At 69.9% G+C, this 20,425-nt stretch carries 21 protein-coding genes; 13 read left to right on the top strand and 8 right to left on the bottom strand.

Going from position 1 to position 20,425, the window contains the following annotated elements; genetic code table 11:
• Positions 1–43: 43 nt before the first annotated feature.
• The 3 genes from ACFWGZ_RS08755 to ACFWGZ_RS08745 are packed head-to-tail and all read left to right on the top strand — an operon-like array spanning position 44 to position 4,460.
• Positions 44–1,381 carry a 3' terminal RNA ribose 2'-O-methyltransferase Hen1 gene (locus ACFWGZ_RS08755; protein ID WP_382450883.1) on the top strand — a complete coding sequence of 446 codons (1,338 nt, stop codon included), beginning with the start codon at positions 44–46 and terminating at the stop codon, positions 1,379–1,381.
• Positions 1,381–3,849, top strand: coding sequence for a polynucleotide kinase-phosphatase (locus tag ACFWGZ_RS08750; RefSeq protein ID WP_382450882.1), 2,469 nt, complete (start codon positions 1,381–1,383; stop codon positions 3,847–3,849). The genes ACFWGZ_RS08755 and ACFWGZ_RS08750 overlap by 1 nt, the downstream gene beginning before the upstream one ends.
• Positions 3,846–4,460, top strand: coding sequence for a DNA polymerase beta superfamily protein (locus tag ACFWGZ_RS08745; RefSeq protein ID WP_382450881.1), 615 nt, complete (start codon positions 3,846–3,848; stop codon positions 4,458–4,460). The genes ACFWGZ_RS08750 and ACFWGZ_RS08745 overlap by 4 nt, the downstream gene beginning before the upstream one ends.
• 10 nt (positions 4,461–4,470) lie before the next feature.
• On the opposite strand, the gene ACFWGZ_RS08740 is transcribed toward ACFWGZ_RS08745, so the two are convergent.
• Both ACFWGZ_RS08740 and mca read right to left on the bottom strand, forming a co-directional pair.
• On the bottom strand, positions 4,471–4,752 hold the full coding sequence (locus tag ACFWGZ_RS08740; RefSeq protein ID WP_382450880.1) for a hypothetical protein: 282 nt from the start codon (positions 4,750–4,752) through the stop codon (positions 4,471–4,473).
• Positions 4,753–4,754: 2 nt separating this feature from the next.
• Positions 4,755–5,624: a mycothiol conjugate amidase Mca gene (gene mca / locus ACFWGZ_RS08735; RefSeq protein ID WP_382450879.1), complete on the bottom strand. Its 870-nt coding sequence runs from the start codon at positions 5,622–5,624 to the stop codon at positions 4,755–4,757.
• Between the two features lie 96 nt (positions 5,625–5,720).
• Here mca and ACFWGZ_RS08730 point away from each other — a divergent pair, with 96 nt between their 5' ends.
• Positions 5,721–6,143, top strand: a complete 423-nt coding sequence (locus ACFWGZ_RS08730; protein WP_382450878.1) for a DUF4307 domain-containing protein — start codon at positions 5,721–5,723, stop codon at positions 6,141–6,143.
• A gap of 184 nt (positions 6,144–6,327) precedes the next feature.
• A complete protein-coding gene (gene greA, locus ACFWGZ_RS08725; protein ID WP_382450877.1) occupies positions 6,328–6,825 on the top strand; it encodes a transcription elongation factor GreA in 498 nt (165 codons plus the stop codon).
• 25 nt (positions 6,826–6,850) lie between these two features.
• Here greA and ACFWGZ_RS08720 read toward each other — a convergent pair whose 3' ends face one another.
• A complete protein-coding gene (locus ACFWGZ_RS08720; RefSeq protein ID WP_382450876.1) occupies positions 6,851–7,360 on the bottom strand; it encodes an Lrp/AsnC family transcriptional regulator in 510 nt (169 codons plus the stop codon).
• 74 nt (positions 7,361–7,434) lie between these two features.
• Here ACFWGZ_RS08720 and hppD point away from each other — a divergent pair, with 74 nt between their 5' ends.
• Entirely contained in the window at positions 7,435–8,616 is a 1,182-nt protein-coding gene (hppD, locus tag ACFWGZ_RS08715; protein WP_382450875.1) for a 4-hydroxyphenylpyruvate dioxygenase, read from the top strand.
• A 55-nt stretch (positions 8,617–8,671) separates the two neighbouring features.
• Positions 8,672–8,917 carry a hypothetical protein gene (locus ACFWGZ_RS08710; protein WP_382450874.1) on the top strand — a complete coding sequence of 82 codons (246 nt, stop codon included), beginning with the start codon at positions 8,672–8,674 and terminating at the stop codon, positions 8,915–8,917.
• Positions 8,918–8,983: 66 nt separating this feature from the next.
• Here the strand turns inward: ACFWGZ_RS08710 and ACFWGZ_RS08705 are convergent, their stop codons facing one another.
• The 3 genes from ACFWGZ_RS08705 to ACFWGZ_RS08695 form a co-directional block, all read right to left on the bottom strand.
• Positions 8,984–10,129, bottom strand: a complete 1,146-nt coding sequence (locus ACFWGZ_RS08705) for a cystathionine gamma-synthase (protein WP_382450873.1) — start codon at positions 10,127–10,129, stop codon at positions 8,984–8,986.
• Between the two features lie 120 nt (positions 10,130–10,249).
• On the bottom strand, positions 10,250–11,332 hold the full coding sequence (locus ACFWGZ_RS08700) for an RDD family protein (protein WP_382450872.1): 1,083 nt from the start codon (positions 11,330–11,332) through the stop codon (positions 10,250–10,252).
• Positions 11,333–11,419: 87 nt separating this feature from the next.
• Positions 11,420–12,790, bottom strand: a complete 1,371-nt coding sequence (locus ACFWGZ_RS08695; protein ID WP_382450871.1) for a cystathionine beta-synthase — start codon at positions 12,788–12,790, stop codon at positions 11,420–11,422.
• Positions 12,791–12,907: 117 nt separating this feature from the next.
• Between ACFWGZ_RS08695 and ACFWGZ_RS08690 the strand changes: the two genes are divergently transcribed.
• The 3 genes from ACFWGZ_RS08690 to ACFWGZ_RS08680 all read left to right on the top strand — a co-directional run bounded on the left by ACFWGZ_RS08690 (position 12,908) and on the right by ACFWGZ_RS08680 (position 15,467).
• Positions 12,908–13,780 carry an SGNH/GDSL hydrolase family protein gene (locus ACFWGZ_RS08690; protein WP_382450870.1) on the top strand — a complete coding sequence of 291 codons (873 nt, stop codon included), beginning with the start codon at positions 12,908–12,910 and terminating at the stop codon, positions 13,778–13,780.
• 91 nt (positions 13,781–13,871) lie between these two features.
• The gene (locus ACFWGZ_RS08685; protein WP_382450869.1) at positions 13,872–15,092 is read left to right on the top strand and encodes an acetyl-CoA C-acetyltransferase; all 1,221 of its coding nucleotides are present in this window, start codon (positions 13,872–13,874) and stop codon (positions 15,090–15,092) included.
• Positions 15,093–15,257: 165 nt separating this feature from the next.
• Positions 15,258–15,467, top strand: a complete 210-nt coding sequence (locus ACFWGZ_RS08680; protein ID WP_382450868.1) for a hypothetical protein — start codon at positions 15,258–15,260, stop codon at positions 15,465–15,467.
• On the opposite strand, the gene ACFWGZ_RS08675 is transcribed toward ACFWGZ_RS08680, so the two are convergent.
• A complete protein-coding gene (locus ACFWGZ_RS08675; RefSeq protein ID WP_382450867.1) occupies positions 15,464–15,850 on the bottom strand; it encodes a GNAT family N-acetyltransferase in 387 nt (128 codons plus the stop codon). The two genes, ACFWGZ_RS08680 and ACFWGZ_RS08675, sit on opposite strands and share 4 nt — an antisense overlap.
• A 126-nt stretch (positions 15,851–15,976) precedes the next feature.
• Entirely contained in the window at positions 15,977–16,783 is an 807-nt protein-coding gene (locus tag ACFWGZ_RS08670; protein WP_382450866.1) for a Bax inhibitor-1/YccA family protein, read from the bottom strand.
• 318 nt (positions 16,784–17,101) lie between these two features.
• On the opposite strand from ACFWGZ_RS08670, the gene ACFWGZ_RS08665 reads away from it, so the two are divergent.
• From ACFWGZ_RS08665 to ACFWGZ_RS08655, 3 genes are read left to right on the top strand one after another with little or no spacing between them, the layout of a single operon-like run.
• Positions 17,102–18,490 (top strand): collagen binding domain-containing protein, encoded by a 1,389-nt coding sequence (locus ACFWGZ_RS08665; RefSeq protein WP_382450865.1) that lies wholly within the window; start codon positions 17,102–17,104, stop codon positions 18,488–18,490.
• The gene (locus ACFWGZ_RS08660; RefSeq protein WP_382450864.1) at positions 18,475–19,194 is read left to right on the top strand and encodes a class F sortase; all 720 of its coding nucleotides are present in this window, start codon (positions 18,475–18,477) and stop codon (positions 19,192–19,194) included. The genes ACFWGZ_RS08665 and ACFWGZ_RS08660 overlap by 16 nt, the downstream gene beginning before the upstream one ends.
• Positions 19,195–19,246: 52 nt before the next feature.
• Positions 19,247–20,416 carry a polysaccharide deacetylase gene (locus ACFWGZ_RS08655; RefSeq protein ID WP_382450863.1) on the top strand — a complete coding sequence of 390 codons (1,170 nt, stop codon included), beginning with the start codon at positions 19,247–19,249 and terminating at the stop codon, positions 20,414–20,416.
• Positions 20,417–20,425: the final 9 nt, after the last annotated feature.

Genomic DNA, 20,425 nt, shown 5'->3' with positions numbered 1-20,425 from the left:
AAATCGCCTGCGGAAACGGCGTCGCTCGATCAGACTCGTGCGGGTGTTGCTCACCATGACCACGACCCACCGGCCGGCGACCGACCTCGGTCACCTGCTGCACAAGCACCCCGACCGGGCCCGGTCCTTCACGACGAGCTCGGGTGTCGCGCACGTCTTCTACCCCAAGGCGACGCACGACGAATGCACGGTCGCCCTCCTGCTGGAGGTCGACCCCATCGCGTTGGTGCGAGGTCCCGGCAGCACGCTCACCCAATACGTCAACGACCGCCCGTACGCGGCGGGCTCGTTGCTCACGGTCGCGCTCGGCACCGTGTTCCGCACGGCCATGAACGGCCGCAGCGACAGCCTGCCCGAGCTCGCGAACACCCCGATCCCGCTGGTCGTCCGCATCCCCGCGCTGCCGCACCGGCTCGCGGAGCGGCTGTTCACGCCGCTCGGCTGGACCGTGGAGACGACCGGGCACGGCGACTCGCGCTACGGCGACGTCACGCTGACCGGCACCCTCAAGGTCAGCGACGCCCTCAAGCACCTCTACGTGCTGCTGCCCGTCCTCGACGGCGGCAAGCACTACTGGGTCGCGGCCGACGAGGTCGACAAGCTGCTCAAGGCCGGCGACGGCTGGCTGGCGGCGCACCCGGACAAGGAGCTGATCACCACCCGCTACCTCGCCCGCAGGCGTCCGCTGGTCACCTCGGCCCTGGAGCGCCTCGCCGACGTCGACGAGGTCGAGCCGGAGGAGCTCGACAACGCGCTGGCCGAACCGAAGGTCTCCCTTGCCGCCCAGCGCAAGGACGCCGTGGTCGCGGCGCTGAAGGACGTGGGTGCGAAGCGCGTGCTCGACCTCGGGTGCGGTGGCGGAGCCCTGCTGCGGGCGCTCGTGAACGATTCCTGGTTCACCGAGGTCCACGGGGTCGACGTGTCCGCGAAGGCGTTGCAGGAGGCCGAGCGCAAGCTGCACCTCGACCGCATGGGCGAGCGGCAGCGCGAGCGGATCACCCTGCGGCAGTCGGCCCTGACCTACGCCGACCCGGCGCTCGCGGGCTACGACGCGGCGGTGCTGATGGAGGTCGTCGAGCACGTCGACCCGGCGCGCCTGCCCGCGCTGGAGCACTCGGTGTTCGCGGTCGCCCGGCCGCGCACGGTGCTGGTGACGACGCCGAACGTCGAGTACAACCCGCTGTTCGAGACGTTGCCGGAAGGCCAGCTGCGGCATTCCGACCACCGTTTCGAGTGGACTCGGGCGGAGTTCGCGGAATGGGCCGACGGCGTGGCCGAACGTCGTGGCTATGCAGTGCGGTACGTGCCGATCGGACCGGAGGACGCCGACCGCGGCGCTCCGACCCAGATGGCCGTGTTCAGCGTGAAGGACGTGAACTGATGGAACTGAAGATTCCCGACCTGTGTCTGGTGGTGCTGGTCGGCGCCTCCGGTTCGGGCAAGTCCACGTTCGCGCGCAAGCACTTCCTGCCCACCCAGGTGCTGTCGAGCGACTACTTCCGCGGGCTCGTGTCCGACGACGAGAACGACCAGTCGGCGTCCGCGGCGGCGTTCGAGGTGCTGCACTTCGTGGCTTCGAAGCGGCTGGAAGCCGGACGGGTCACCGTGGTCGACGCGACCAACGTGCAGGCGCCCGACCGGGCCAAGCTGGTCGAGGTCGCGCGGAGGGCGAACGTGCTGCCGGTCGCGATCGTGCTCGACACCCCAACCGAGGTGTGCCTGGCGCGCAACGCGGCCCGGCCGGACCGCGACTTCGGCGCGCACGTCGTGAAGCGGCACCGCGACGCGCTGCGCCGGTCGTTGAAGTTCCTCGGCAGGGAAGGCTTCAAGCGCGTCCACGTGCTGCGCACGGAGTCCGAAGTGGACAGCGCCACGATCGTCCACGAGCGGCTGCTCAACGACCTGAAGCACGAGACCGGCCCGTTCGACGTGATCGGCGACGTGCACGGCTGCCGCGCGGAGCTGGAGGAACTGCTCACCGAGCTCGGTTACACCCTGGTCCGCGACGCCGAGGGCCGGCCCGTCGACGCCGTGCCGCCGGACGACCGCAAGGCCGTCTTCGTCGGCGACCTCGTCGACCGCGGCCCGGACACCCCCGGCGTGCTGCGGCTCGTCATGGGCATGGTCGGCAACGGCCACGCCCTGTGCGTGCGCGGAAACCACGAGGAGAAGCTGGTCCGGGCGCTGCGCGGGCACAAGGTGACGATCCGGCACGGGCTGGAGAAGTCGCTGGAGCAGCTGGCGCAGGAGACCGAGGAGTTCCGCCTGGCCGCCACGAAGTTCTGCGACGGCCTGATCGCGCACTACGTCCTCGACGGCGGGAACCTCGTCGTCGCGCACGCCGGACTGCCCGAGCGCTACCACGGCCGCGCGTCGGCGAAGGTGCGCAGCTTCGCGCTGTACGGCGACACGACCGGCGAGACCGACGAGCACGGACTGCCGGTGCGCCTGCCGTGGGCGAACGACTACCGCGGTGCGGCGATGGTGCTGTACGGCCACGTCCTGGTGCCCGAGGCCGAGTGGATCAACAACACGATGTGCCTCGAGACGGGTGTGGTGTTCGGCGGGAAGCTCACGGCGCTGCGCTACCCGTCGCGCGAGATCGTGTCCGTGAAGGCCCACCAGGCCTGGTACGAGAGCACGTCGCCGTTCCCGCCCAAGGCCGTCGAACGCGCACCGGACGTGCTGGCGCTGAGCGACGTCACCGGCCTGCGCCGGATCGAGACGTCGGTGGCGGGCGCCGTCACGATCCGCGCCGAGCAGTCGGCGTCGGCGCTCGAGGTCATGAGCCGGTTCGCGATCGACCCGCACGACCTGCTGTACCTGCCGCCGACGATGGCGCCGACGGCGACCTCGCAGCGCGACGACGTGCTGGAGCACCCGGAGGACGCCTTCGCGGAGTACCGGGCCGCGCGCGTCTCGCAGGTCATCTGCGAGGAGAAGCACATGGGCTCGCGCGCGGTGTTGCTGGTGCGCAAGGAGGGCGGCGCGATCTACACGCGCACCGGCCGCGCGTTCTTCGACGGCGCACTGGGCTCCGAACTGCTCGACCGTGTGCGTTCGGCTTGTTCGGGGCTGTTCGACGAGTTCGCCACCGACTGGCTGCTCATCGACGCCGAGCTGATGCCGTGGAACGCCAAGGCGTCCGGGCTGATCCGCGAGCAGTACGCGGCGGTCGGCGCGGCGGCCGGCGGCGCGCTGCCGGTCGCCGTCTCGGTGCTGGAATCGGCCGCGGCTCGCGGTGTCGACGTCGCGGACCTGCTGGCGCGCACCGCTCAGCGGGCGTCGAACGCCGCCGCCTACAGCGCGGCGTACGAGCGCTACTGCTGGCCGACCGACGGGCTGGAGGGCGTGCGGATCGCGCCGTTCCAGCTGCTGGCGGCCGAGGGGCGGACGTTCCACTACCGCTCGCACCTGTGGCACCTGGAGACGCTCGCGAAGCTGGACGGCCCGCTGTTCCAGCGCACGCGGCACCTCGTGGTCGACGTCACCGACCCCGAGCATGTCGCGGCCGGCGTGCAGTGGTGGGAGGAGCTGACCGCGGACGGCGGCGAGGGCATGGTCGTCAAGCCGCTCGCGCACCCCGGCGGACGGGTGCAGCCGGGCGTGAAGGTCCGCGGGCGCGAGTACCTGCGGATCATCTACGGCCCCGACTACACGCAGCCGAGGAACCTGGCGCGGCTGCGCAAGCGTTCGCTCGGCCGCAAGCGCGGACTGGCCCTGCGCGAGCACGCGCTGGGCCTCGAGGCGCTGGAACGCCTCGCGCGCGGCGAGCCGCTGTGGCGCGTGCACGAATGCGTCTTCGGCGTGCTGGCCCTGGAATCGGAACCGGTGGACCCGCGGCTGTGATCCTCGAAACGATCGTCGGCTCGCACGCCTACGGCCTGGCGACCGACGAGTCCGACGTCGACCGGCGCGGGGTGTTCGTCGCGCCCGCGGAGGCGTTCTGGCGGTTCGACAAACCCGCGACCTCGGTCGAGGGCCCGGACCCGGAGCAGCTGAGCTGGGAGGCCGAGCACTTCTGCAAGCTGGGGCTGAAGTCGAACCCGACGGTGCTGGAGACGCTGGTGAGCCCGCTGGTCGAGATCAGCACGCCGCTGGGAGAGGAGCTGCGGGACCTGCTGCCCGCGTTCCTCTCCCGGCACGCGGTGCGCTCCTTCACCCGCGCGACGGAGATGCAGCTGTCGCGCGCGGGCCGCAACCTCAAGCCGAAGCAGCTCATGCACGTCGTGCGGCTGCGGCTGGTGGGCCTGCACCTGCTGCGCACCGGCCGGTACGACATCGCGGCGGACCGGTCGCTGCTCAAGATCCGCGACGGCTCGATGCCGTGGGACGATGCGGTGGCGTGGGCGCACCGGCTCGGTGACGAGATCGCCGCCGCGCGCGGCCCGTTGCCGGAGGAGCCGGACTCCGGCCGGGTCGAGGACTGGCTGGTGTCGGTGCGCAGGAGGTCGTTGTGAGCGACGACTCCTAGTCGGCCTTCTTCGCCTCGGAACCCGTCCCGGGCGCGGCCTCGGAGGGCTGGTCCTGCGCGGCCGGCTCGTCGAACGACGCCGGCAGGCCCTTGATGTGCTTGTTCATCGACTTGACGAGGAAGAACACCGCCACGAAGAACAGGATCAGCAGGACGAGGCCGACCGGGGAGGACTTGCCGAAGTCCTCGCCCTGGCCGCCCTTGTCGTCGTTCGTGTTCGACGGCTGCACGGCGACGAACGCCACCGTGCTGCCGAGGTCGAATTCAGGGGAGAGCACCCCTAGACCTTAACTCCGGCGAACAGGTCGTTCTCCGGCAGCGTCGAGTCGACCTGCGAGCGCACGAGCTCGTACTCCTCGGTCGGCCAGATCTCGCGCTGCATCTCCATCGGGATGGCGAACCAGCGGCTGGTCGGGTCGATCTGGGTGGCGTGCGCCTTCAGCGCCTCGTCGCGGACGTCGAAGTAGTCCGCGCACTCGATCTGCGTCGTCACGCGCTGCATGACGTCGGGGCGGTCGGTGCTCCAGTTCGCGAGCCACTCCGTGTAGGGCGACTCGATGCCGCGGGCCTCCATCGCCTCGTGGAACGCCACGATCTTGGCGCGCGAGAACCCGTGCCCGTAGTAGACCTTCTGCGTCTGCCACGCCTCGCCCAGCTCCGGCTGGTACTCGGGGTCGGCGGCGGCGTCGAGCGCGGCCATCGAGACCTCGTGCGTGCGGATGTGGTCCGGGTGCGGGTAGCCGCCGTTCTCGTCGTAGGTCACGACGACGTGCGGGCGGAACTCGCGGATGGCCTGCACCAGCGGGGGCACCGACTCCTCCAGCGGCACGAGGGCGAAGCAGCCCTCGGGCAGCGGCGGCAGCGGGTCGCCCTCCGGCAGGCCGGAGTCCTTGAAGTTCAGCCAGCGGTGCTGGATGCCGAGGATCTTGGCCGCGGTGGCCATCTCCTCCCGGCGGATCTCGACCATGTTCGCGAGCACGTCCGGCTTGTCCATCGCCGGGTTGAGGATGCTGCCCGCACCACCGTCGGTACAGGTCACGACCATCACGTCGTGGCCTTCCGCGATGTAGCGGGCCATCGTGGCCGCGCCCTTGCTCGACTCGTCGTCGGGATGTGCGTGCACTGCCATAAGGCGCAGCTTTTCGGCCATGACCCCCGTGGTCCTCCTGTGTCTACGGTCCTGCGACACTCATCAACTGAACGTCGGTCACCATTGTTCCCCAGACGCCGAGGAGGGCGCGGACAAGTGGCACAGCGCGCGCTCCCCGAGGGGCGGTACAGCCGTCAGGGCGCCAGGCCGCTCGCGAAGTGGGGCCGCTGGGCGTTACTCGCTGTAGCGGTGGCGGTCGGTGCGGTGGTCGCTTTCGTCGGTTACCGAAATCTCGGCACAAAGCCGATCGAGGCGAAGCAGACGGCGTTCACGATCCTCGGCGACGACCGCGTGCAGGTCAGTTTCGAGGTTTCCCGAGATCAACCGGAACGTGCGGCGGTCTGCATCATTCGGGCCCGGTCCAAGGACGGGGACGAAGCAGGCCGGCGCGAAGTTCTGGTTCCGCCGGGAAATTCGCTCGTCGTCGAGACAACAGTTCTCCGGAGCTCGAAGCCCCCGGTCACCGGTGAGGTGTTCGGGTGCTCCTACCAGGTTCCCGCCTACTTGTCCACGAGCTAGCGGCCAAGCGGGTGATCTGCGTTGTGAACGGCGAGATTGGGAACAAATCGCCGTCGCTGAACGTTGTCTCCGTGTTATAGTTGCAGCTCAAGCACGGCCCCGGCGCGGGCCGTGTTTTTCCGTTCCGGGCCCCCGGCTCGGGAACTATCTGGTGCACACGCGTGCGCCAGAGCAAGACGAGGAGTTGGTGACCGTGAGCGACACCCAGGTGACCTGGCTGACCCAGGAGGCCTACGACCGGCTCAAGGCTGAGCTGGACGAACTCATCGCGTACCGCCCGGTCATGGCTGCCGAGATCAACGCCCGCCGCGAGGAGGGCGACCTCCGCGAGAACGGCGGCTACCACGCGGCCCGCGAGGAGCAGGGCAAGCAGGAGGCGCGGATCCGCCAGCTGCACGAGCTGCTCCAGGCTGCCAAGGTCGGCGAGGCCCCGACCACCAAGGGTGTCGCAGCGCCGGGCACGGTGCTCACGATCCGTTACGAGGGTGACGACGAGTCGGAGACCTTCCTCCTCGCGACCCGCGAAGAGGGCGCGCACGGCGAGATGGAGGTCTACTCCCCGCTTTCGCCGCTCGGCAAGGCGCTCAACGGCGCGAAGGACGGCGAGACGGTCTCGTACGAGCTGCCCAACGGCAAGCAGCAGAAGGTCACGCTGATCTCCGCTGTTCCCTACGGCGGGTAACACGACGACGTTGTCGAAGGGCCGGTCACTTCGGTGACCGGCCCTTCACGCGTTCCAGGAGCGGACGCACCCGCGGCGGCACCGGCGTCGACAGCGCGATCGAGGTCGAGAGCCGCCGGACGTGCGGGACGTCGACGATGTGGTCGACCACGCGCTGCAGGTCGGCGTTGGACCGGGCGACCATTCTCACGAAGAGATCTCCCTGACCCGTGGTCGCGTGCACCTCGCACACCTCGGGGATCGCCGCCAGCCCCGCGCACACCTCGGCCCGCCGGCCCTGCGCGATCTCGACGGTCGCGAACGCCGTCAGCCCGTAGCCCATCTCCCCCAGGTCGAGCGCCGGCGGGAACCCGGCGAGCACGCCCCTGCCGGTGAGCCGGTCCAGCCTGGCCTGCACCGTTCCCCTCGCGACGCCCAGCCGCCGGGAGCATTCGAGGACGCCCAGGCGGGGCTCGTCTGTCAAGAGCAGCAGCAGCTTCGCGTCGAGTTCGTCGACGGGCTGGTCAGAGTGCTCACCCTGCTGGTCGTTGGTCACAGATCACCATACAAATTGTGCAGCGAAATCGTCGACTGTTGCTCACCCTGCTAGGTCGAATCATGCTGATGAACATGACGCAGCAGCTTGACGACGTGAGCTACGACCAGCTCAGGCAGCTCGTGGGCTTGGTCGACTACGACGCGACCAAGGACCCGTTCCCCGTGCGAGCCATGGACGCCGTGGTGTTCGTCGCGGGCAACGCCACGCAGACCGCGTGGCTGTACCAGGTGGCGTTCGGCATGGAGCTGGTGGCCTACGCCGGCCCCGAGACCGGCCAACGCACCCACAAGTCGTTCGTGCTGAAGTCGGGCTCGGCCCGCTTCGTGATCCACGGCGGCGTCACGCCCGGCTCCGAGCTCCTCGACCACCACCGCCGCCACGGCGACGGTGTCGTCGACCTGGCTCTGGAGGTCGGCGACGTCGACCAGTGCATCGAGCACGCCCGCAAGCAGGGCGCGACCGTGCTGGAGGAGCCGCACGACGTCTCCGACGAGCACGGCACGGTGCGCATGGCGGCCATCGCGACGTACGGCGAGACCCGCCACACGCTCGTGGACCGCTCCAAGTACACCGGCCCGTACCTGCCGGGCTACGTCGCCAAGTCGTCCTCGGTCAAGCGTCCCGAGGGTGCGCCGAAGCGCCTGTTCCAGGCCGTCGACCACTGCGTCGGCAACGTCGAGCTCGGCAAGATGGACTACTGGGTCGAGTGGTACAACCGCGTCATGGGCTTCGTGAACATGGCGGAGTTCATCGGCGACGACATCGCCACGGACTACTCCGCGCTGATGTCCAAGGTCGTCTCCAACGGCAACCACCGCGTCAAGTTCCCGCTGAACGAGCCGGCGGTCGCGAAGAAGAAGTCGCAGATCGACGAGTACCTCGAGTTCTACGAGGGCGCGGGCGTCCAGCACATCGCGCTGGCGACCAACGACATCATCAAGACCGTGACGTCGATGCGCGACGCGGGCGTCGAGTTCCTGGAGACCCCGGACTCCTACTACGACGACCCGGAGCTGCGCGCCCGCATCGGCGAGGTCCGCGTCCCGATCGAGACGCTCAAGGAGCACCGCATCCTGGTCGACCGCGACGAGGACGGCTACCTGCTGCAGATCTTCACCAAGCCGATCGGCGACCGCCCCACGGTGTTCTACGAACTGATCGAGCGCCACGGCTCGCTGGGCTTCGGCAAGGGCAACTTCAAGGCCCTCTTCGAGGCGATCGAGCGCGAGCAGGAGCGCCGCGGCAACCTCTGATGGCGTTCCCCCGGTAAGGTGGCTTCACGGGGGCAACACATCGTGGGGAGGTGGCATGGCACTCGCACGACGCGTGGCCGCGGTGATCCCGCTGGTCGGAGCCGTGACCACGGCTGTGGCACTGACCGGCGCGGCCTTCTTGACCGTGGCGCACGCGGGCTGCGACGAAGCCGGCCGCTTCGTCCGCACCGGTGAGTCGATCGAGTTCGTCGGTGGCTGTGTGAACGGTGCCGATCTTCCGGCGGCTCCCGCTGCCGAGGTGGAGAACGTGGACCGGTTCGGCGGCTCCAAGAAGCCGTAGACGCTGTACGCACGAGAAAGGCCCCTCTCCTGGCGGGAGGGGCCTTTCTCGTGCGGTTCGGGCAGCTCAGCCCAGCGCTTCCAGCAGGTCCGCCACCAGGTCGTCGCCCGACTCGATGCCCACCGACACGCGCACCAGGTCCGCCGGCACCTCCAGCAGGGAGCCCGACGTCGAGGCGTGGGTCATCTTGCCGGGGTGTTCGATGAGCGACTCGACGCCGCCGAGCGACTCGGCGAGGGTGAAGAGCTTCGTCCGGGCGCAGACCTCCAGTGCCGCGGACTCGCCGCCGTCGACGATGAACGACACCATGCCGCCGAAGCGGCGCATCTGCTTCGCGGCGACCGCGTGGCCGGGGTGCGACTCGAGGCCCGGGTAGATCACCTTGCGCACGCGCGGGTGGCGGGTCAGGGCCTCGGCCACCAGCTCGGCGTTGTCCGAGTGCTTCTCCATGCGCAGTTCGAGGGTCTTGATGCCGCGCAGGGTCAGGTAGGCGTCGAACGGGCCGGGGACCGCTCCCGCGCCGTTCTGCAGGAAGCCGAAGGCCGCGTCGGTCTCCTCGTCGGAGGTGATCAGGGCGCCGCCGACCACGTCGGAGTGGCCGCCCACGTACTTCGTGGTCGAGTGCAGGACCACGTCCGCGCCCAGTTCCAGCGGGGTCTGCAGGGCCGGGGAGGCGAAGGTGTTGTCGACGACCAGCTTCGCGCCCGACTCGTGGGCCACCGAGGCGATGGCCGCGATGTCGCCGATGTTCAGCAGCGGGTTGGTCGGGGTCTCGATCCAGATCAGCTTGGTCTCCGGGCGCACGGCCGCGCGGATCGCGTCCACGTCCGACACCGGCGCCGGGGAGTGGGTGACGCCCCACTGCGAGAAGACCTTGTCGATCAGGCGGAACGTGCCGCCGTAGGCGTCGTTCGGGATGACGACGTGGTCGCCGGGCTTGAGGAACGCGCGCAGCGCCGCGTCGGTCGCACCCATGCCGGAGGAGAACGCCCTGCCGTAGCGGCCGCGTTCCAGGGACGCCAGGCAGGTCTCCAGCGCCCGGCGGGTCGGGTTGCCGGTGCGGGAGTACTCGAAGCCCTCGCGCAGACCGCCGACGCCGTCCTGGGCGTAGGTCGAGGTCGCGTAGATGGGCACGTTCACCGCACCCGTGGTCGGGTCCGGGTCCTGACCGGCGTGGATCGCCCTGGTGGCGAAGCCGTATGGGGTGCTCATGTCCGCAGGGTACTCACCCATCTGGCCCCCGGCGGTGGTGGTCCAGCCAGTGAACCGGAAAACGGCAAGGCCCCGGTCACCGACGCGGTGACCGGGGCCCTACCGGGACTGACCTGGGGCTTACCAGCCCTGCTGCTGGCCGCCGTAGCCCTGCTGCGGGGCCTGGCCGTAGCCGCCCGGCTGCTGCTGCGGGTAGCCGCCGGTGCCCGGCTGCTGCTGGAAGCCACCGGTGCTGCTGCCGCCGCCGTAGGGCGAGGCGGTCTCCGGGGCGTTGACCACGACCGACTTCATGATCTTGTCGGCCCAGGTCTGCTTCTTGGGCTCCCACAACGGGGCGAAGAAGCCCGCGTAGCACGGCAGGGCGTCGACGATGTGGCACAGCTGGCGCACGAACGTCGTGCCGGCGCCGAGCGGCTGGCCGGTCTCCTCGGAGATCAGCTTGATCTTCGCGACCTTCTTGCCGATCGACTGGCCGGTCTGCCCCTGCTTGATCACCGTGTTCCAGATGATGAAGCCGAAGTTGGCCACGTAGACCAGGATGCCCAGGAACATGATGCCCGGGGCGTCCGCGCCGACCGCGATCGCGACGATGATGTAGTACAGGATCACCGTGACGACGGTCGGTGCCGCGATGTCGATCAGGTAGCCGATGGCGCGCGTGCCCCACTCGGCGTAGCCGGTCGGGGGCGGCGGGGCCATGCCGGGAGCGCCGTAGCCGGGTGCGCCGCCGTACCCGGGCTGGCCGTACGGCGAAGCCGCCTGCTGGCCGTAGGGGTTCGACTGCGGAGCGCCGTAGGCCTGCTGCTGCGGCTGCCCGTAGGGCGACGCGGCCGGCTGGCCGTACGGGTTCGACTGCGGGGCGCCGTAGGGCTGCTGCGGCTGGCCGTAGTGCTGCTGCGGAGCGCCGTACGGGGGCGGCTGCTGGGCGGGGAACCCGCCGGAGCCGGGTCCCTGCGCCGGGAAGCCGCCCGAGCCGGGGGCTGCCGAGGGCGGCACCTGACCGGGGCTGACGACCTGGGTGGCGTCCGCGTTCTGCTGTGCGGCAGGAGCCTGACCAGGCGAGACGACCTGCGTCGCGTCCGGGTTGGGGTTGGCAGCGGAGGGCTGCCCACCTCCCGGGACGATCTGCGTGGCGTCCGCGTTGGGCTGCTCCTGGTGCGGCTGACCGCCGAACTGGTTTCCTGGCGGCTGCGGAGCGTTCATCCGGTTTCCAACCCCCTTGGCTGGGCCGTGTACGAGTAAGACTGATGATCTGGGGCGTCACGCTATCGGACGCACCCGGTTCTACGCTCAGCGACCAGCCAAGAACCCCAGAATGTCCTGTCGCGTGACTACGCCGGCGGGCTTCCCGTCCTCCAGGACGAGGGCCGCGTCGGCGTGCGAGAGGGCGTTCATCGCGATGCCGACCGGCTCGCCCGCGCCGAGCGTCGGCAGCGGCGGCGACATGTGGTTGTCCAGGCGGTCCGAGAGCTGCGCCTTGCCGGTGAACAGCGCGTCGAGCAGGTCCCGCTCGTTGACCGCGCCCGCGACCTCGGCGGCCATGACCGGCGGCTCGGCGTTGACGACGGGCATCTGCGAGACGCCGAACTCGCGCAGGATCGCGACGGCGTCGCCCACGGTCTCGTTCGGGTGAGCGTGCACCAGATCGGGGAGCATGCCGCCCTTGCGGCGCAGCACGTCGCCGACGGTCGCACCGGTCGAGTCGGGCGGGAGGAAGCCGTAGGAGGCCATCCAGCGGTCGTTGAAGACCTTGGACAGGTAGCCGCGGCCACCGTCGGGGAGGATCACGACCACGACGGCGTCCTCGGGCAGGTCCTTCGCGACGCGCAGCGCGGCGGCGGCCGCCATGCCGCACGAACCGCCGACGAGCAGGCCCTCCTCGCGGGCGAGGCGGCGGGTGATGTCGAACGAGTCCGCGTCGGAGACCTCGACGATCTGGTCGGCGACGGTCTTGTCGTAGGCCTCCGGCCAGAAGTCCTCGCCGACGCCCTCGACCAGGTACGGGCGGCCGGTGCCGCCGGAGTAGACCGAGCCCTCCGGGTCGGCGCCGATGACCTTGACGGCACCGTCGGAGACGTCCTTGAGGTAGCGGCCGGTGCCGGAGATCGTGCCGCCGGTGCCGACGCCCGCGACGAAGTGGGTGATCTTCCCCTCCGTCTGGCGCCAGATCTCGGGGCCGGTCTGGTGGTAGTGGCTCGCCGGGTTCTCCGGGTTGGAGTACTGGTTCGGCTTCCACGCGCCGGGGATCTCGCGGACGAGCCGGTCTGAGACGTTGTAGTAGGAGTCCGGGTGCTCGGGCGCGACGGCGGTCGGGCACACCACGACCTCGGCGCCGTAGGCCTTGAGGACGTTGCGCTTGTCCTCGCTGACCTTGTCGGGGCACACGAACACGCACTTGTAGCCCTTGCGCTGCGCGACCAGGGCGAGGCCGACGCCGGTGTTGCCGGACGTGGGCTCGACGATCGTGCCGCCGGGCTTGAGCTCACCGGAGCGCTCGGCCGCCTCGACCATCCGCAGCGCGATGCGGTCCTTCACGCTGCCGCCGGGGTTCAGGTACTCGACCTTCGCCAGGACCGTGGCCCTGATGCCGTCGGTCAGCGAGTTGAGCTTGACCAGCGGCGTGTTGCCGACCAGATCGACGACGTGCTCGACGTACTCCACCGGTATCTACTCCCTGCTCCCACTCTCCGAGATAGCGGGACGAAGCGTAGCTCTAGTGGCTGCGGAGGGTGATTCGAACGGCGCGGCCGACGATTCCACCGGAAGGGGGTGCCTCGGATGATCGGACTGAGGACGCTGCGAGCGGTGACGATGACGGCCGCGACGCTCGGGGGCCTCTCCGGCGCGCTGGTGGGCCTGCTGAACGAGCAGGGCAAACGCGCCCGCGTGGCCATCGGCGTGCTGGAACACCTCTGGCCCGCGCCCGACGGGGTGTACTTCGACGACGGCGGCGACCCGTTGCGGCTCGCGGTGCTCGGCGACTCGATGGCGGTCGGCGTCGGTGTGACACATCCCTCGCAGATGCCGGGCGTGTTGCTGGCCCAGGCGCTGGCCGAGGAGGCGGAACGGCCGGTGCGGCTCTCGACCTACGCCGTCAGCGGCTCCACCACGCGCGACCTGGTGCCGCAGGTCGACGCGGCCGTGCGGGACGAGCCGCAGGTCGCGCTGGTGATCATCGGCGCGAACGACGTGACGTCGCGGATCGGTGCCCGCGAGTCGGCCCTGCTGCTCGCCGACCAGGTCCGCAGGCTGCGCGCCGCCGGCTGCGGTGTCGTCGTCGGCACCTGCCCCGACCTGGGGATCGTCCGGCCGATCCCGCAACCGCTGCGGGCGCTCGGCCGCCGGTACAGCCTGCGGCTCGCGGCGGCGCAGACCGCGGAGGTGCGGCGCGCCGGCGGGGTGCCGGTGTCGCTCGCGAACCTGCTGGCGCCGGAGTTCCTGGCCCGGCACGTCGACATGTTCAGCTCGGACCGCTTCCACCCCAGCGCGATCGGCTACGAGGCGGCGGCAGGCGTGCTGCTGGCCCCGTTGTGCCAGGTCGCGGGTTTGTGGCCGGGGTGGGCCGCGTCGCCGCTGCCGGTCCGCTCAGCGGCGGCGCTGGCGGTCCGGCCGTCCCGCGTGCCGCCGTGGCTGCAGAAGCGGCACGCCTGAGTTCCGAAATCCTCGTCACTCGCGCTGGCCGGGGTGAGCGGGCGTTAACTACGCTCGGCGGCAACCTTGACTCTCAACGAGGAGTTTCGTGATGCCTGAGGCCGTGATCGTCTCCGCTGCCCGCTCCCCCATCGGCCGGGCGGGCAAGGGCTCGCTGAAGGACCTGCGGCCCGACGACCTCGCCGCGCGGATGGTGAAGGCGGCGCTCGACAAGGTTCCCCAGCTCGACCCCGCGCAGATCGACGACCTGATGCTCGGCTGCGGCCTGCCCGGCGGCGAGCAGGGCTTCAACATGGCGCGCGTCGTCTCCGTGCTGCTCGGCCAGGACACCCTGCCCGGCACGACCGTCACGCGGTACTGCGCCTCGTCGCTGCAGACCACGCGCATGGCCCTGCACGCCATCAAGGCGGGCGAGGGCGACGTGTTCATCTCCGCGGGCGTCGAGATGGTGTCGCGGTTCGCCAAGGGCAGCTCCGACTCGTGGCCGGACACGCACAACCCGCTCTTCGGCGACGCGGAGGCGCGCACGGCCTCCGTCGCCGCCTCGGGCGCCTCGGAGTGGACCGACCCGCGCACGCTCGGCGTCCTGCCGGACGTCTACGTCCCGATGGGCCAGACCGCCGAGAACCTCGCGCTGCTCAAGGGCGTCTCGCGCCAGGAGATGGACGAGTTCGGCGTCCGCTCGCAGAACCTCGCCGAGAAGGCGATCGCCGACGGTTTCTGGGCCCGCGAGATCACGCCGGTCGAGCTGCCCGACGGCACGGTCGTCTCCGCGGACGACGGCCCGCGCGCCGGCGTGACCTACGAGGCCGTGTCGCAGCTCAAGCCCGTCTTCCGCCCCGACGGCCGGATCAACGCCGGCAACTGCTGCCCGCTCAACGACGGCGCCGCGGCTCTCGTGGTCATGTCCGACACGAAGGCCCGAGAGCTCGGCATCACCCCGCTCGCCCGGATCGTCTCGACCGGCGTCTCGGGCCTGTCGCCGGAGATCATGGGCCTCGGCCCGGTGGAGGCCTCGAAGCGCGCGCTGGCGCTCGCCGGCCTGTCGATCTCCGACATCGACCTCGTGGAGATCAACGAGGCGTTCGCCGCCCAGGTCATCCCGTCCTACCGCGACCTCGGCATCGACCTCGACCGCCTGAACGTCAACGGCGGCGCGATCGCCGTCGGCCACCCGTTCGGCATGACGGGCGCCCGCATCACCACGACCCTGATCAACTCGCTGCAGTTCCACGACAAGCAGTTCGGTCTCGAGACCATGTGCGTCGGCGGCGGCCAGGGCATGGCGATGGTCGTCGAGCGGCTGAGCTGAGCTTTTCCTTTCAAGATCTGCAATTTGTCGCTTGCAAGTAGCTCCGTGTCACCCGGACGGAGCTACGTGCAAGCCCCCTTTCTGCCGATGAGACAAACTGTCGCTCAATGGCGTCATCAGGCGAGGGGAAGTCCGTCCCCACCCGTGAACAAGGAGGGATCGGACATGCCGTACGTGTGGTGGCAAAGTGAATACGACCTGCAATGCCACGCTTTTCCCCGAGACCAGGCGGACGGGGATCGCAGCTTCTACGAGGCCGTGTGCGAGCACTCGGTGCCTGATGAACGGGTCTCCCGCGCCCAGGCGGGCATGCTCTGCACGACCTGCCTGATCAAGGTGGGCACCGAACTGCCGGACCTCAGCTGGCGCGCCTAGGTGCGCTTCATGCCGATCGAACCCGGTGCGCTGTCCACGAACCCGTGCCGTGCGTAGAGACGGCGGCCAGGCGGGTCTGCCAGCAGGTTGACGTAGGCGCCCGGCGCCCGTTCGTCGATGTGGCCCAGCAGTGCGGTCAAGACCGCGTCACCGATGCCCTTGCGCTGGTGGTGCGGCAGCACGGCCATGTCGATGACGTGGAAGTACCAGCCGCCGTCACCGATCACGCGGCCCATGCCCGCGATTTCCCCTGATTCCACGTGAACGACGTGACACGCGGCCCACGCGCCGCGCACGCCTTTTTCAGCCTGTTCGCGCGTGCGTTCACTCAGACCGGATTCCTTGCGCAACCGCAAGTAGTCGTCGACGGCCGGCGGTTCCATGACGAGCCGATAAGCGGTGTCCACGCAATTCCTCCTGCCGCCGAATTCCGCGCAATTGTTTCACGTTCGAGAAACGGCGAAGGGGCGCCCCGCCGCAGCGGAACGCCCCTCCGGCCCACCCGGACGTCAGTCCGAGTTGAAGTACGACAGCAGGCGCAGGATCTCGGTGTAGAGCCACACCAGGGTGACCGTGAGACCGAACGCGATCTGCCACGCGAACTTCGCCGGGACACCGGCGCGGATCGCCTGGTCGGCGGCGTCGAAGTCGATCAGGAAGCTGAACGCCGCGAGGCCGATGCAGACGAGGCTGAAGATGATCGCGAGCGCGCCACCGTCGCGCAGGCCGAGGCCGCCCGTGGTGAAGAAGCTCATGATCAGGTTGAACAGCATGAGGACGGCGACGCCGATGATCGCGCCGGTGATCCACTTGGTGAACTTCGGCGTGACGCGGATCGCGCCGGTCTTGTAGACCACCAGCATGCCGGCGAAGACGCCGATCGTGCCGATGATGGCCTGGCCGATGACCACGACGCCCTGACCGGGGTTGCCGGTCCAGCGGTCGATCATCGTGCCGATGATGCCGCTGAACGCGCCGAGGAAGACGCCCTCGACGGCGGCGTAGGCGATGACCAGCGGCGGGCTCGGGACTCGCTTGAACGAGATGATCAGACCGAGCACCAGGCCGATGATCGCGGCCGGGAACAGCAGGACCCACGCCTGCATGAGGTAGGTGACGACGGCGGTGACGGCCACCACGGCCAGCGTGATGCCGGTCTTGGTGACGACGTCGTCGATCGTCATCGGCCGCTCGCTGGTCAGCGGCGGCGGGGCCTGCTGGTAGCCAGCCTGCTCTGGCTGGCCGAAGCCTGCGTAGCCTCCGTACCCGCCGCCGGTCGGCAGGTTACGGAAAGCCGGGTTGCTGCTCGAGCGCACCTGGTCCTCCTGGGGCGTTGCTTACGCCGTCACGGGGTTCAACGTGCACACGTGGTGACGTGTTCCCCGTCGGTAAAGGCGACTTTACCCCCGACGACGATCACACGTGCGCAAATGCGGCCCTGACTCCGGAGCGTTATGCGACTGCGGCGTGTCGCGGCACGGCGCGCTCGAATCGAGTAACCCACATCACACCGCATTCACGATCACACTCTCCGTAGCCCCCAGACTTCCCTCTCGTGGGGGCTTGTCGCCGGTCTGGGGGACCGACAAGCTCGGGCGCGGGATACACACAGGTCAGAGGGGATCAGATTCACAATGGGCTGGAAACGTCTGGCCGCCGTGGCGATGGTCTCGGGGCTCGCGCTCCTGACCGTTCCCGCGACGGCGACAGCAGTCGGCGTCAAGGGCATCGGCCACAACGCGTCAGGTCTCCAGCCCAACGCCACACCGGGCAGCGAATGGCACGGGTCCTACATCTGGCAGGACAAGCAGGTGTGGTGCGTGCAGTACGCGCTGCCCGCCCCCGACAGCAGCGTCGGGTACAAGGAGGGCGACGCGTTGCGGACGAAGGCGGGCAAGGACCTCGCTCCCGACATCGCCGCGAACATCTCCTACCTGCTGCTGCGCTACTCCACGACCAAGTCTCCGGACGAGGCCGCCGCGCTCGCGCACTTGTTGCACAGCTGGACTTCCGCACCGGATGGGGAGGTTCGGCTCGACACGACCGACCCGAAGTACCTCGCCTACGACGCGCCGTTCTACGCCGCGCGCCTGCCGCAGTCCGTCCTGGACACCGTCGCGCGCATCAAGGCCGACGCCGAGGCCAACCGCGGCCCGTGGGCGCTCAGCGCCACCGCGCCGAAGGAACCGCTGATCATCGGTGCCGAATCCACCTGGACCGTGTCGCTGGTGAAGGCCAACGGCCAGGGCGTGCCCAACGGCGCGATCGACTTCACGCTGACCGACGCGACGCTGCCCGACGGCAGCACGTCCGGCAAGGCCACCACGGGCGCCGACGGCAGCCCCGCCGCGATCAAGGTCGTCGCGACCGGCGAGAAGCCGTCGATCGCCGCCGTCGCGGACTCCCCCGCCGACCGGCCGGTCGTCCACCAGCCGATCCAGACGGACAACATGCAGCGCATGGTCACGACCGGCGGCGAGAAGAAGCTCAACGCGAACGCCAACGGCCAGGCCAAGACCGCGCCGGGCGCCGTCAAGATCACGAAGATCGACTCCGAGACCAAGAAGTCGATCGCGGGCGTCGCGCTGCGCGTCACGGCGAAGGACCAGGCCTCGCCCGCGAAGAAGCAGGACGACTCGGACCTCGTCGGCACCGACGGCAAGCCGCTGGTGCTGCAGACCGGCGCCGACGGCACGGTCGAGGTGCCGGACCTGCGCACCCCGCAGGAGATCTGCCTCGTCGAGGTGGCCGCCCCCAAGGGTTACGAGGAGTTCTTCGACCCGAAGGCGCCGCCGTCCGCGTGCGGCACGCTCGCCGCGGGCCAGACGCTCGCGCTCGAGATGGTGAACAAGCCGAACACGCCGGTGGTGCCGAGCACGATCCCCGCGGGCACCGAGGGCCAGACGCCGGTCGCGACCGCGTCGTTCGACACGCAGCTGCGCCCCGGCCTGATGCTCGGGGTGGGTGGCCTGGTGCTGCTCGGTGCGGCGCTGGCAGGCTTCCTGGCGTGGCGCAGGCAGTGAGCAGTTCCCGGGCGTTCCTGACCGGTGCGCTGGTGGCGGGCATCGCCGCCGCCGGCGTTCTGGTCGCGACGTCCGAGGTCGAGGTCGTCGGTGGCCGCGCGGTCGCCGACGACATCCCCGTGGTCGGTCCCGGCCCGGTCGCCGACAGCCTGAGCACCGGCCGCGGTGCCGACCTCACCGGGCTGATCGGCGGGGCGAACACGGACAACGCCAAGCCGGCCGACCCGCCCCCCGCGACGCAACAGCAGCAGCCCGCGCCGCCCAAGGCCGGTCCCGGGTCCGTGCGGCTGCCCGCGGGCGGTTCGGCCACGCTGGTGCGCCGCGAGGTCAAGGACGGCGTCCTGCCCGTGCCCGACGGCATCGGCGAGGCGACCTGGTGGGGCACCGAGCTCGCCGGTGCCGAAGGTGCCACGGTCCTCGCCGGGCACGTCGACTGGAGGGGCGCGAAGGGCCCGTTCGCGGAGCTGTGGCAGGCGCAGAACGGCCGCGAGGTCGTGATCGCCGACAGCGCGGGCAAGGAGTTCCGGTTCCGCATCAAGCAGATCGAGACCGTGCGCAAGGAAGAGCTGCCCGCCCGCGCCGTCGAGTTCTTCGGCCCTCGCGGCCCGCACCGGCTCGTGCTCGTCACGTGCGGCGGCACGTGGATCGGCGGTCAGCAGGGCTACGAGGCCAACCGGGTCGTGATCGCCGAACCCGTGGCGTGACCAGTTCTCGACTCCGCGCAACCCCTTCGGGTGACCAGTCGTCTCCTTAAGTGTGAAACGCTGGGGATGGCTGACCACGGGCGTGGCGCTCGCACTGGCCTTGGTGCTGGTGATGACTCTCGGGCCGAACAAGGACGCGGGGACCCAGGCCGAAGCCGGCCCACTGCCGATGGCGCCGCGACTGCCCGCTCCCAAGGACGCGGGGCCGACACCGACGGTGCCCGCCCCCACCCAGCAGCAGCTGCAGAAGCAGCCGTGGATGCACAAGCTCGCCCCCGGCGAGAAGCCGCCGCAGTTCGTGCTCTTCTCCTTCGACGGCGCGGTGTCGAAGCAGCACTGGGACAAGGTCCTGCCGATCGCCAAGGAGAAGAACGCACACGTCACCGGTCTGCTGTCCGGCGTCTACATGCTGGCCGACCTCGACAAGATGCAGTACCAGCCGCCCGCGGGGCTCAAGCGCGGCGTCTCCGACATCGACTTCGGCGGGACCCGCCAGGACATCACCAACCGGATCGGCTACCTGAACCAGGTGATCGCCGACGGCCACGAGATCGGCACGCACTACAACGGCCACTTCTGCTCCGGCGGCACGCAGCCGTCGGTCGACAAGTGGGACAACGCGGCCTGGAACGCGGAGCTCGACCAGTTCAAGATGATCGTCGACAAGGCGCGCGCCGCCGGCCTCAATCTGCCGGAGGGCGCCGTCCGGGGTGGGCGGACGCCGTGCCTGGAGGGCAACTGGGGCCAGGCCTTCCCGGCGATGGCGGCGCACGGGCTCGTCTACGACACCAGCAAGGTGGCGCTCGGCGTGCAGTGGCCGACCGTCCAGAACGGACTGTACGAGTTCCCGATGCCCGAGGTGCGCGTCCCGGCGCTGGGCAAGCAGGTCGTCATGATGGACTTCAACCTCTGGTACTCGCTGAACGGGGCGAAGGAACAGCCGGAGCGCGCGCCCGACTTCACCCAGATCGTCTTCGACACCTACAAGTCGGTGCACCAGGCCGCGTTGAACGGCAACCGCGCGCCGATCGTCGTCGGCAACCACTTCAACGAGTGGAACGGGTCGGCGTTCTCGAGCGCGATGGAACTGTTCCTCGAGTACGTGTGCGACAAGCCGGAAACGGTGTGCGCCACCTACACCGAGGTGATCCAGTGGATGCAGCTGCAGGACCCGGCGGTGCTGGACCAGCTCCGCCGGATGCCCGCAGCCCGCAACTGGTGACTCCGCCGG

Source organism: Lentzea sp. NPDC060358 (assembly GCF_042725365.1).
Lineage (GTDB): Bacteria > Actinomycetota > Actinomycetes > Mycobacteriales > Pseudonocardiaceae > Lentzea.
This window is presented reverse-complemented; position numbering and strand designations above follow the sequence as displayed.